We start from the raw sequence: 12,395 nt of genomic DNA on the forward strand, positions 1-12,395 counted from the left end.
TGGCTGTGGGTCGTCCGGTTCCTCGTGAAGGCACGAAGGCCCACGGGGAGGGAGGAGCCGGACAAGGTGTTGGCACCGTGGAGAAATAACGGCTGGAGCCCCCCACCCTGATTTCGGGCGCGGTGCGTTTTCGTGCCTGCTCGCCTGCTTCCGGGCGCGGGCACTGGCCTCTCGCGCGGCGCGTCCCCATCTTCCGGGCCGGGGTTCCACGTGCGCTGCCAGTCAGGGGAGGAGCGGCCTTGAAGTTCCGCGACGTGTTGAAGGCCTGGCCCGTGCTTCGGCAGCTCACCCGAGGGGACGGCCGGGCGCTGGGAGACACGGCGATGACGGCGCGCAGCCGCGCGCTGGCGCCGCGCACCAAGTCCGCTGATGCGGTCGTGAAGTCCATCTGTCCGTACTGCGCGGTGGGCTGCGGACAGGAGGTGCACGTGCGCGACGGTCGCATCCTCGACATCGAGGGCGACCCGCACTCCCCCATCTCACGCGGGCGGCTGTGTCCCAAGGGCGCCGCGACCTTCCAACTGGTCACGGGAACGCAACGCGTCCAGCAGGTCCTCTACCGCCGCCCCGGCGGCACGGAGTGGGAGCCCATCCCCCTGGAAGAGGCGATGGACAAGGTGGCCGAGCGCGTGAAGCGCACGCGCGACGCGACGTTCCAACAGCGTGACGCGCAGGGCCACCGGTTGAACCGGACGCTGGGGCTGGCGCACCTGGGCGGGGCGACGCTGGACAACGAGGAGAACTACCTCCTGAAGAAGCTGTTCACCGCGCTGGGCGTCGTGCAGGTGGAGAACCAGGCTCGAATATGACACGCGTCCACGGTGCCCGGTCTGGGCATCACGTTCGGTCGCGGCGGCGCCACGACGTTCCAGCAGGACCTGCAGCACTCGGACTGCATTCTCATCCAGGGCTCCAACATGGCCGAGTGCCATCCGGTGGGCTTCCAGTGGGTGATGGAGGCGAAGGCCCGGGGCGCGAAGGTCATCCACGTCGACCCTCGCTACACGCGCACCAGCGCGGTGGCGGACGTGTACGCGCCCATCCGCGTGGGCACGGACATCGCGTTCCTGGGCGGGCTCATCCACTACGTGCTGGAGCACGAGCGGTACTTCCGCGACTACGTGGTGCAGTACACCAACGCGGCCACGCTCATCCGCGAGGACTTCGTGGACACGGAGGACCTGGAGGGCCTCTTCAGCGGCTACCAGCCGAAGGACAACCGCTATGACATCACGACCTGGCAGTACCAGGGCGTGCCGGGCGCCGTGCCCGCGGCGGGCCACAAGGAGCTGACGGACGAGCCGGGCGCGGGCGGCGGCGGACACGACCACCGGGTGGACGTGCACGAGGAGCACCGCGACGAGACGCTCCAGCATCCGCGGTGCGTGTTCCAGCTCTTGAAGCGCCACTTCTCCCGCTACACGCCGAAGGTGGTGTCCCAGGTGTGCGGCGTGGACGAGGCGCTGTTCCTCCAGGTGGCGAAGACGCTGTGTGACAACTCCAACCCGGAGCGCACCAGCGCGTTCTGCTACGCGGTGGGCTGGACGCAGCACTCGGTGGGCGTGCAGTACATCCGCACGGCGGCCATCCTCCAGTTGCTGCTGGGCAACATCGGCCGGCCGGGGGGCGGCATCCTCGCCTTGCGCGGGCACGCGTCCATCCAGGGCTCCACGGACATCCCCACGCTCTACAACCTGCTGCCGGGCTACCTGCCCATGCCGCACGCCATCCCCACCCCGGACGGGCTGGAGCAATACATCCGCAACAACAAGTCCGGCAGCGGCTGGTGGTCGGAGTTCCCCAAGTACGCGGTGTCGCTGCTCAAGGCGTGGTTCGGGGACAGGGCCACGAAGGACAACGACTACCTCTTCGACCACCTGCCCCGGCTGACGGGGAACCACTCGCACATGCAGACGGTGGCGGACATGGCGGACGGGAAGCTCCAGGGCTACTTCGTCATGGGGGAGAACCCCGCCGTGGGCAGCATGAACGGGGCGCTCCAGCGCAAGGGGCTGCGCAAGCTGGACTGGCTGGTGGTGCGCGACTTCACCCTCATCGAGACGGCGGAGTTCTGGCGCACGGCGCCGGAGGTGCAGGCCGGGCAGGTGCGGCCGGAGGACATCCAAACGGAGGTGTTCTTCTTCCCGGCCGCCGCGCACACGGAGAAGGACGGCAGCTTCACCAACACGCAGCGGCTGCTGCAATGGCATCACAAGGCGGTAGAGCCGGCGGGGGACGCGCGCAGCGAGCTGCACTTCGCCTACCACCTGGGACGCAAGCTGCGCGCCCTCTACGCGGGCTCCACGGACCCCAAGGACGCGCCGCTGCTGGACCTGACGTGGGACTACCCCACGCACGGGCCGCACGCGGAGCCCTCCGCGGAGGCCGTGCTCAAGGAGATCAACGGCTACACGGTGGCGGACGGCAAGCCGGTGGACGGCTTCACGGCGCTGAAGGACGACGGCTCCACGGCGAGCGGCTGTTGGATCTACTCGGGCTGCTACAAGGACGGCGTCAACCAGACGGCGCGGCGCAAGCCGGGGCAGGCGCAGACGTGGGTGGCGCCCGAGTGGGGCTGGGCGTGGCCGTCCAACCGGCGGATGCTCTACAACCGCGCGTCGGCGGACGTGGACGGCAAGCCCTGGAGCGAGCGCAAGCGCTACGTGTGGTGGGACGCCGGGGAGAAGAAGTGGACCGGAGAGGACGTGCCGGACTTCATCGTGGACCGGCCGCCGGAGTACCGGCCCCCCGAGGGCGCGACGGGGCTGGCGACGCTCGCGGGCAATGATCCGTTCCTGATGCAGGCGGACGGCAAGGGCTGGCTCTTCGCGCCCAGCGGGATGATGGACGGGCCGCTGCCCACGCACTACGAGCCCATGGAGTCGGTGGTGCCCAACCCGCTCTACGCGCAGCAGTGCAGCCCCACGCGCGAGGAGTGGAGGCGCAAGGACAATCCCTATCACCGGGCCTGGGGCGACCCGCGCTACCCGTACGTCGTCACGACCTACCGGCTCACCGAGCACCACACCGCGGGCGGCATGTCGCGCTGGCTGTCCTGGCTGAGCGAGCTGCAGCCGGAGATGTTCTGTGAAATCTCCCCGGAGCTGGCGCGGGAGAAGGGGCTGAGGAACGGGGACTGGTGCACGCTGGCCACGGCGCGAGGGGACCTGGAGTGCAGGGCGCTGGTCACGGAGCGCATCCGCCCGCTGAAGGTGAAGGGAAGGCGGGTGCACCAGATTGGCCTGCCGTACCACTGGGGCGTCACGGGGCGCGTGCGCGGTGAAGGGGCCAACGAGCTGACGGCGTTCGTCGCGGATCAGAACGTGGACATCCAGGAGTCGAAGGCGTTCACGGCGGACCTGCGGGCGGGGCGGATGCGCTCGGGCGAGCGGGCCGCGGCGGGCGCGGCGCCGCCTCCGCTCACGGTACCGGAGGTGCCTCGCGACGTGACGCCGCCGGGTGAGGCGGACCACACGGAAGCGCAGGAACCCGAGGGGAAGGGATAGGCGCATGGGGAGCCGCAAGGGGTTCTTCACGGACACGACGCTCTGCATCGGCTGCAAGGCGTGCGAGGTCGCGTGCAAGCAGTGGAACCAGCTTCCGGACGACGGCTTCCACTTCACGGGCATGTCGTACGACCAGACGGCGCACCTGGGCGCGTCGACGTGGCGGCACGTGGCGTTCGTGGAGCGGCCGGTGCCGTTGCAGGGGCAGACGTCGGGCGCGGGGGACTTCTCCTGGCTGATGATGTCGGACGTGTGCAAGCACTGCCAGCGCGCGGCCTGTCTGGAGGCGTGTCCCACGGGCGCCATCGTGCGCACGGAGTTCGACACGGTCTACGTGCAGCCGGACGTGTGCAACGGCTGCGGCTACTGCGTGTCGGCGTGTCCGTTCGGCGTGATTGACCGGCGCGAGGACGACGGGCGCGCGTGGAAGTGCACGCTCTGTTACGACCGCATCAGCGACGACCAGACGCCCGCGTGCGCGAAGGCGTGTCCCACGGCGTCCATCCAGTACGGCGACCTGGACGAACTGCACGCGCGAGCGGAGACGCGCGTGCGCGACCTGCACCAGCAGGGCGTGACGGACGCGTACCTGTACGGCAAGGACGCGGAAGGACAGCCGGGCACGGGCGGGCTCAACGCGTTCTTCCTGCTGTTGGACAAGCCGGAGGTCTACAACCTGCCGCCCGACCCCGTGGTGCCGACGAAGAAGGCGCTGCGGTCGTGGGCGTCCGTGGCGATGGGCGCGGTGGGCATGGTGGCCGTGGCGGTGGGCGCGGTGGTGTTGGGGCGGGAGGGGTGATGAGCGACGACACGCTGTTGGACCGGCTGCAGCGCAAGGCGGACGGGCGGAACATCGATCCGCGCGCGGGCATCCTGGAGGGCGAGGGTGCCCAGCAGCGGGTGAAGGATCCGGAGCCCACGAGGCAGGGGATGGACGTGTTGTCCACGGTGCCGTCGAGGTCAGGGCCGGACAGCGCGGAGGCGCCGAGCTACTACGGCATGCCGGTGTTGAAGGAGCCGCTGTGGATCTGGACCGTGCCCGCGTACTTCTACGTGGGCGGGGTGGCGGGCGCGGCGAGCGTGCTCGGGGTGGCGCTGGAGTCCTTCGGAGGGCGTCGGCTGGGGCGGCTGGCGGAGCGCTGTCACACGGTGGGCCTGGCGGGCGACATCATGAGCGCGGGGCTGTTGATCCACGACCTGGGCAGGCCGTCCCGCTTCCTGAACATGCTGCGCGTGTTCCGGCCCACGTCGCCCATGAGCATGGGGTCGTGGGTGCTGGCGGGTTCGGGCGCGGTGAACTCGGCGGCGTGGGTGCTGCGGCGGAGGCCCGGGGTCCTGGGCGGCATGGGGCGAGTGGCGGGCTGGATGGGCGCGGTGCTGGGCCTGCCGCTCGCGGGGTACACGGCGGTGCTGGTGAGCAACACGGCGGTGCCCCTGTGGCAGCAGGTGGGGCGCACGCTGCCGCTGTTCTTCATGTCCTCCGCGACGGCGAGCGCGGGGAGCCTGTTGTCCCTGTTCCCGCACACGGACAAGGAGGAGCGAGTGCTGCGCCGCTTCCGCATCGCGGGCAAGGTGGCGGAGCTGTTCACGCGCGAAGCGGTGGAGCTGGAGGCGCGGCAGGTCGTGGAGGTGGGCAAGCCGCTGCGCTCGGGAGTGTCTGGAGCGCTGTGGATGCTGTCGCGGACGTGTTCGCTGGCGGGGCTGGTGGTGGACGTACTGCCGGGGCGGTCGCGGTGGAAGCAGGTGACAGCGGACGTGCTGTCCACGGTGGGCGCGGTGGCCGTGCGCTACGGCATCATCCAGGCGGGCAAGGCCTCCGCCCGGAATCCACAGGCCACGTTCCAGGGACAGCGACAGGGACTGGGTGCGGCGCAGGTGGACGGGAACACGGTGGCGTCGGACGGAAAGCCGCTGAGCTTCCCGTTGCCCGTGCTGGGCCAGGCCAGCCCTCCCAGGCCGGATGCACCGTATGCACGGTTCATGGTGACGCAGCCGCAGCCGTTATGATCAGGGCAACGTGACGCCGTAACGCGCCAGGTCCTCCGGCGTGTTCACGTTCGCCAGCGCGCGCAGCTCCGGATCCACCGCGCGCAGTGCGTCCACGAGCAGCGTCCGGGTGCGGAGGCGCATCAGCACCCGCCGCATGGAGGGATCCTCCGTCAGCGCTTCACCCCACCGCGTGACCAGCTCCGTGCGGTACGCCGCGAAGAGTGGCTCCCACCGTCCGTCGCGCTCGAAGCACACCGCGTCCACGTCAATGGCCCGCGCGTCCAACACCACCCGCGCCGCGGACTCCGTGACGAACGGCATGTCACACGCCACCACGAAGACCCACGCTGTGTGCGCCGCACCCAGGGCCGCATGGACGCCTCCGGGCGCTCCCTTGCCCTTCACCGCGTCCGCTACCGTGCGAAGCCCGAAGCGCTCGTACGGTTCCGGAACATTCGCCACCAGCACCACGTCCTCGAAATGCGACCCGAATGCCCGCAGGCGTTCCAGGGTTGTGAGCCCTCCCACGCTCAGCAGCCCCTTGGCCACACCTCCCAGACGGGTCCCCTGCCCTCCTGCCAGGATGGCCAGTGTCACGTCGGGAAAGGTCGCGGATCCGTCCATGTCCGCCGACCCTACACACCTCCCTCCCGCCCGGGAAACACGCCACTCCCCGGATTTCGCCAAGCCCCAGAGGGAGGGAGCAGCCTCCGTTCCCACGCCACCCGTGGACAAGGCACGCGCCCCCCGTCGTAGAGTCCAGCTCCCCCTCCTGGACGCATGCCGCTGACTCCCCTCCCCGCCGCGCGACTGGCCGCGCTCGATGCCATCGCGCCCGCGGCCCCCGCGCGCCTTCCCCTGCTGGAAGCCCATGGCCGGTTCCTCGCCGCTGGTGTCGTCGCCTCACGCGCGCTGCCCGGCTGCGACAACTCCGCCATGGACGGGTGGGCCGTGCGCGCTGAGGAGACCCGGGGCGCCAACCGCGACCGCCCCGCGCGCCTGCGCATCGTCGACACCGTCTACGCCGGCCACCTGCCGCGCCGCGCCCTCCAGCCCGGCGAAGCCGCGCGCGTCTTCACCGGCGCCCCGCTCTCCCCCGGCGCCGACGCCGTCGTCCGTCAGGAGGCCGCGCGCCCCACCGACGACGGCGCCCACGTGGACCTCTTCGTCTCCGTCGGGCCCGGCCACGACCTGCGCCGCGCCGGCGAAGAGGTGATGCCCGGCACGCCGCTGTTCGCCGCGGGCCAGCGCGTGGACGCCACCGTGCTCGGCGTGCTCGCGTCGCTGGGTGAGGCCACCGCGCTCGTGCGCCCCGCGCCGCGCGTCGCCGTCGTCGCCACCGGGGATGAGCTCGTCCCTCCCGGCCAGCCCGCGCAAGCCCACCAGGTCTTCGAGAGCAACCGCCTCCTCGTGGCCGCGCTCGCCCGCGAGGCCGGCGCGGACGTCACGCACCTGGGCCGCTCGCGCGACGACGAGGCGGAGCTGCACGCACAACTGGAGACGCTGGCGCCCCAGGTCGACGTGCTCATCACCACCGGCGGCGCCTCCGTGGGCGACAAGGACTGCGTGAAGCGCGTCCTCACCCGGATGGGCGCGCGCTTCCTCGTGGACGGCGTCGCGCTCAAGCCCGGCAAGCCCGTGGCCGTGGCCCGCCTGGGCTCCACCGCCGTCGTCGTGCTGCCCGGCAACCCCGGCGCCGCCACCGTCGCGTTTGATCAATTCGCGCGGCCCCTCCTCTTCAAGCACCAGGGCGTCCTCGAACAGCGCCGCGTCACCCGCGCCCGCCTCTCCGAAGCCCGTCACAAGCAGGCGGGCCTCACGTACCTCGTCACCGTCGCGGCGCTCGAAGCGCGCGGGGACGGCGCCGAACCGTGGGCACGCCTGCGGCCCCAGGGCGCGGGACAGATTCTCCAGAACGTCGCGGCCCGGGGCTGGGCCGTCCTCCCCGCCGGCCGCGCCGACTTCGCCGAGGGCGAGGCCGTGGACGTGCAGCTCTTCGAACAGCCGGACTTCCACCCCGTGGAGGCCCCGTGAAGCCGCCCCCCGCGCTCGCCGTCATCGGCCACTCCGGCGCCGGCAAGACGACGCTCCTGGAGCGCGTGCTGCCGGAGCTGGCCTCGCGCGGCCTGCGCGTGGCGTACGTGAAGCACTCGTCGGACGCGCACCCGCTCCACCGCCCGGGCAGCGACACCGCGCGCCTGGACGCCGCGGGCGCCGTGCTCACGGGCTTCGCCACGCCGGACGGCACGCAGCGCACCACCCACCAAGCCCTGTCCCCCGCGCTGCTGGCGCGCGACGCGGAGCGCGTGGACCTGGTGCTCGTGGAGGGCTGGAAGGACGGCCCCCTCCCGAAGCTGGAGGTGTGGCGCGAGGGGCTGGAAGCGCCGCTCGCGGCCTCCCGGCCCGACGTGCTCGCCGTGGTGACGGACGCGCCCGCGCCTCCGCCCGCCGTGGCCTCGCGCACGCGCCTGCCCGCGACCGCACTCGCCGTCGCGGACTTCCTCACCGCGTGGCTGAGTGATCAGTCCGCGCCGAGGAAGGTCTCCCTCCCAGAGCCGCGCGGCGTCACCCACCGCGCGGTGCGCCGCTTCGACGGTGACACCCTCCGTGCGGCCGAGGACGACCGCGTGGCCGTGGAGGAGCCCCTGGAGATCCGCGTGAGCGGCGACACCGTCGCCACCACCATGCGAACCCCCGGCCATGATCGCGAGCTCGCGGTGGGCTTCCTCTTCGCCGAGGGCATCCTTGATGATGGAGCCGACCTGGGCAGCCTCTTCCACTGCGGCCACCCCGGCGAGGAAGGCTACGGCAACGTGCTGGAGGTCATCCCCGCCGCCGGCGCCGTGCTCGACCTGGAGCGCGTGGAGGCCACCCGCCGCGGCACCCTCACCACCTCCGCGTGCGGCGTGTGCGGCCGCCGCGACGTGGACGACCTGATGGCCCGCTGCGACCGCGTCGCCCCCGGCCCCGTCCTCTCCCCCCGCACCGTGGCCCTGGCCACCGAACGCCTGCGCGCCATCCAGTACACCTTCGAGCTCACCGGCGGAGTGCACGCCGCCGCCGCGCTGGACGCAAACGGGGAGCTGCTCGCCGCCCACGAGGACGTGGGCCGCCACAACGCCGTGGACAAGGTGGTGGGCGCCCTGGTCCTGGCCGGCGCCGTGCGCAGCCCGCGCCGCCTGCCCACCCCGCCCTTCCCCGCCGCCCCCACGGTCCTGGCCGTCAGCGGCCGCGCCAGCTTCGAGATCGTCCAGAAGGCCGCCCGCGCCCGCATCCCCGTCGTCGTCAGCGTGTCCGCCGCCAGCTCCCTGGCCATTGACCTGGCCCTGCGTGCCGGCGTGACGCTCGCTGCGTTCTCAAGGAACGGCCGCTGCAACGTCTACACCGCGACAGAACGCCTGCAGTCCCACCTCCAACCTCCGGGAATCCCTCATGACTTCCGCCATGACGCACCCCGGTGAAGGGGCAGGCAGCCAGGTGTCAGACCGGCATCGTACATGCAGTCCACGACCCGGCCGGGTCAGGGCGGAGTCCGGGGGAGATCCAATGACCCCGCCAGACTTCAATGTCTCCGGAAGAAAATTCGCATCAGACGTCCGGCGCAGGTGTCCAAGTTTTCACCTGATGTCATGTCTTTCTTGCTGAGCAGTGGTTGCGCCGCGACGCACAATTTGGCAGTCTTGCATTTCCTCCTGGTTAAACTTTTCTAGTCTAGACGGTATCCTCTGCGAAACCTGAACGTGAGCAGAGGGGGGTGGACACGATGAGCAGTGCGACTGCAAGCGCCGAGGTCAAGGCTCCCGCGTCGGCGGTGAATGGGGCCTCGACCGAGGTCACCGATCCGCCGCGCCTGGCGCCGGGCTTCGCGGCGAAGTTGAACCTCACCGTGGACGTGGCGCTGCTGGTGGGGGTGCTGCTGGGGTCCGCGTGGATGCGCGGCGGGCTGACGTTCCCAATGAGCTGGGAGCTGCCCAGCATGGTGGTGACGGCGGTGCTGGTGTGGCTCATCACGGGCACGGCGCTGTGCCTCTACGATTCGCGCTTCGCCGAGCGCAGCAAGCTGGACCACGTGGCGCTGGTGTCCGTCACCACGCTGGCCGTCGTGACGGTGCAGGCGGTGCTGGAGCTGGCGATGCCGGCGGCGGCCCACGTGGGGCTGGCGCCGCTGCTCTTCATCTTCTGGCCGGTGGCGCTGCTGCTGCGCCTGGGCGTCTTCCGCCAGGTGGCCTCGCAGGAGGCCCCCACGGAGGAGGTGCTCATCGTGGGCACCGGCGCCATGGGCCGCTACACGGGCGAGGACCTGCTCAAGCGCGGCCGTCACAAGATCCTGGGCTACGTGCGCTTCCCGGAGGACCACGCCTCCGGAGACAGCCTGCCGGCGGACGTGCTGGGGCCCGCGGACGAGCTGGAGCGCCTCTTGCGCACGCTGCCCGTCAGCGAGGTCTACATCGCGGGCAACACGCTCAAGCAGGGCGAGTCCATGCAGGCGGCCATCAAGCTGGCGGAGCGCTTCGGCGTGCCGTTCGCGCTGCCGGCGCACTCGTTCCGCCTGGACCGCGCCCGCCCGGTGGAGTCCCGCGCGGTGGCGGACGGCTACCTGCACTTCGCCGCGGTGGCGCCCAAGCCGCACCAGATGGCCATGAAGCGCCTGTTCGACATCGCCGTCTCCGCGGTGGCGCTGTGGGCGCTGCTGCCGCTGTTCGCGGTGGTGGCGGCGGCCATCAAGCTCACCTCGCGCGGCCCCATCTTCTTCAAGCAGCTGCGCACCGGGCAGCACGGCAAGCCGTTCTACATGATGAAGTTCCGCTCCATGGTGGTGAACGCGGAGGAGCTCAAGGAGCGGCTGGCCGCGCAGAACGAGCAGACCGGCCCCGTCTTCAAGATGAAGAACGACCCGCGCATCACCGGCATCGGCCGGTTCATCCGCAAGTTCTCCATCGACGAGCTGCCCCAGTTCCTCAACGTGCTGCGCGGGGAGATGAGCATCGTGGGCCCGCGCCCGCCGGTGCCCAGCGAGGTGGCCAAGTACGAGACGTGGCAGCGCCGCCGCCTGTCGGTGCGTCCGGGACTCACCTGCATCTGGCAGGTGTCCGGCCGCAACCAGATCTCCTTCGAGCAGTGGATGTACCTGGACATGCAGTACATCGACCACTGGAGCCTCACCGGCGACCTGCGGCTGCTCCTGCAGACGGTGCCGGTGGTCATCACCGGTCGCGGGGCAAGCTAGCAACCGGAGTGAGCTTCGCGGGCCCGGCGTTGACGCGCCGGGCCCGTTTGTCTTTCCATGGGGCGGGCCTTCCTCCCCTTGAGTGCGCAGCAGCCCCCTGAAGGCCCGCATCATCCATGACCGTGAACAGTCCTATCTCCCCCTCCGCTGAAGCCGACGACGGCGCCCGTGCGAACGAGGTGCGCGGCGCGGTCCGCAGCACCCTGCAGCTCGGGGGCTCGCTGATGGTGACGTACGCCATCGCGCTGGGCATCCGCGCGCTGATGCCGCGCTACCTGGGCCCGGAGGCCTTCGGCTACTTCAACTGGTCGGAGGCGTTCGCCGCCACGTTCTTCGTGGCCACGAACCTGGGCCTGGAGACGTACATCCGCAAGGAGGTGCCCGTCCGCCCGGAGCACGCGAGCGACTTCTTCGGCACCACCATGCTGCTGCGCCTGGCGATGACGCTCGTCCTCATGGTGGCGCTGGCGCTGGTGCTCCACCACACGGGTGAGCCCCCGGAGGTGCAGCACCTGGTGCAGTGGTTCGCGGTGGCCCAGTCGCTCATCGTCGTCAACGCGTCCATGGCCGCGCTGCTGCACTCCAAGGGCAAGGTCGCGGGCCTGTCGGTGTCCAACGTCATCACCAAGATTGTCTGGGGCGGCGGCCTGGCGCTGATGGCCGCGTTCGGCGTGGGCCTGCAGTGGCTGGCCGTGCCCATGGTGCTGTCGGAGGCGGTGAAGCTCGTCATCAGCTGGAAGCTGGCGAAGGAGCACCTGAGCCTCAAGTTCCGCATCGACGTCGCCGCGACGAAGAAGGTGATGAAGGCGTGCCTGCCGTTCTTCCTCACCGCCGCGGCGCTGGCGTGCAACGGCCGCACGGACATGTCGCTGTTGGGCAAGCTGGCGTCGAAGGAGGAGGTGGGCTGGTACGGCGGCGCGTTCAGCATCGCGGGGCTGACCTTCCTCATCTCCCCCATCTTCGGCTGGGTGCTGATGCCCATGATGTCGCGCGCGGCGGCCCGCTCCCCGGAGGAGCTGTCGCACCTGACGCGCCGCTCGCTGGAGGGCGTGCTCGCGTTCACCGTGCCGGTGATGATGGCCATGGTGCTGGGCGCGGACCTGTGGGTGCGCCTGATGTGCGGCCCCGGCTTCGAGCCCGCGGCGCTGCCCCTGCGCGTGCTGTCCCCCATCTTCGTGATGGCCTACGTCACCATGGTCAGCAGCATCTGGCTCACCATGTCCAACAAGGAGTGGTGGGTGACGCTGGCGGCCACCATGGGCGCGGTGGTGAACCCCCTCTTCAACCTGGCGCTCATCCCGTGGCTGTACGGGCGCATTGGCCCGTCCGGCGGCGCCACCGCCACGGCGCTGTCCATGTTCCTGACGGAGGTCATCGTCACGGTGCTCTTCCTGGGCCGCATGGGAAGGAACTCCTTCGACCGGCGTTCGCTGGCCATGGTGGCGAAGACGGCCGTGGTGTGCGGCGTGTGCGTGGCCCTGGACCGCGTGTTGATAGGGGCCGGCCTGGCGCCGTGGCCCCGGCTGGGGCTGACGGCGGCCACCTACGTGGCGGGCGTGCTGGGCACCGGCGCCGTGCGCCCCGCGGAACTGCTGCAGGTGGTGCGCATGGCGCGCCAGCGGGGTGGTAATGGAGCCGCCGAGGTGGCCGTGTCGGCCGCCCCCACCGCGTGA

At 70.9% G+C, this 12,395-nt stretch carries 8 protein-coding genes; 7 read left to right on the forward strand and 1 reads right to left on the reverse strand.

Annotated features, from left to right (window positions below; all coding sequences use genetic code 11):
- Positions 1–239 precede the first annotated feature (239 nt).
- The 3 genes from fdh to nrfD are packed head-to-tail and all read left to right on the forward strand — an operon-like array spanning position 240 to position 5,513.
- Complete coding sequence (fdh, locus tag AABA78_RS33355; RefSeq protein ID WP_338269395.1) at positions 240–3,506, forward strand: formate dehydrogenase; 3,267 nt, start codon at positions 240–242, stop codon at positions 3,504–3,506.
- 4 nt (positions 3,507–3,510) lie between these two features.
- Positions 3,511–4,305 (forward strand): 4Fe-4S dicluster domain-containing protein, encoded by a 795-nt coding sequence (locus AABA78_RS33360; protein WP_338269397.1) that lies wholly within the window; start codon positions 3,511–3,513, stop codon positions 4,303–4,305.
- Positions 4,305–5,513 (forward strand): NrfD/PsrC family molybdoenzyme membrane anchor subunit, encoded by a 1,209-nt coding sequence (gene nrfD / locus AABA78_RS33365; protein WP_338269398.1) that lies wholly within the window; start codon positions 4,305–4,307, stop codon positions 5,511–5,513. Before AABA78_RS33360 ends, nrfD begins: the two co-directional genes overlap by 1 nt.
- Here the strand turns inward: nrfD and mobA are convergent, their stop codons facing one another.
- Entirely contained in the window at positions 5,514–6,119 is a 606-nt protein-coding gene (gene mobA, locus AABA78_RS33370) for a molybdenum cofactor guanylyltransferase (protein WP_338269400.1), read from the reverse strand.
- Positions 6,120–6,275: 156 nt separating this feature from the next.
- On the opposite strand from mobA, the gene AABA78_RS33375 reads away from it, so the two are divergent.
- The 4 genes from AABA78_RS33375 (at position 6,276) to wzx (ending at position 12,395) form a co-directional block, all read left to right on the forward strand.
- Complete coding sequence (locus AABA78_RS33375; RefSeq protein ID WP_338269402.1) at positions 6,276–7,529, forward strand: molybdopterin molybdotransferase MoeA; 1,254 nt, start codon at positions 6,276–6,278, stop codon at positions 7,527–7,529.
- Positions 7,526–8,956, forward strand: coding sequence for a formate dehydrogenase accessory sulfurtransferase FdhD (gene fdhD, locus AABA78_RS33380; RefSeq protein ID WP_338269404.1), 1,431 nt, complete (start codon positions 7,526–7,528; stop codon positions 8,954–8,956). The genes AABA78_RS33375 and fdhD overlap by 4 nt, the downstream gene beginning before the upstream one ends.
- 293 nt (positions 8,957–9,249) lie before the next feature.
- Entirely contained in the window at positions 9,250–10,722 is a 1,473-nt protein-coding gene (gene epsZ / locus AABA78_RS33385) for an exopolysaccharide biosynthesis polyisoprenyl-phosphate hexose-1-phosphate transferase EpsZ (RefSeq protein ID WP_338269406.1), read from the forward strand.
- Positions 10,723–10,838: 116 nt separating this feature from the next.
- Complete coding sequence (gene wzx / locus AABA78_RS33390; protein ID WP_338269408.1) at positions 10,839–12,395, forward strand: exopolysaccharide biosynthesis flippase; 1,557 nt, start codon at positions 10,839–10,841, stop codon at positions 12,393–12,395.

The sequence above is a fragment of the Corallococcus caeni genome (assembly GCF_036245865.1).
Classification (GTDB): Bacteria; Myxococcota; Myxococcia; order Myxococcales; family Myxococcaceae; genus Corallococcus; species Corallococcus caeni.

Bases quoted from the DNA above. Each gene is read 5' to 3' on its own strand.
- wzx (WP_338269408.1), top strand. From the start codon at position 10,839: ATGACCGTGAACAGTCCTATCTCCCCCTCCGCTGAAGCCGACGACGGC.
- nrfD (WP_338269398.1), top strand. From the start codon at position 4,305: ATGAGCGACGACACGCTGTTGGACCGGCTGCAGCGCAAGGCGGACGGG.
- mobA (WP_338269400.1), bottom strand. From the start codon at position 6,119: ATGGACGGATCCGCGACCTTTCCCGACGTGACACTGGCCATCCTGGCA.
- AABA78_RS33375 (WP_338269402.1), top strand. From the start codon at position 6,276: ATGCCGCTGACTCCCCTCCCCGCCGCGCGACTGGCCGCGCTCGATGCC.
- AABA78_RS33360 (WP_338269397.1), top strand. From the start codon at position 3,511: ATGGGGAGCCGCAAGGGGTTCTTCACGGACACGACGCTCTGCATCGGC.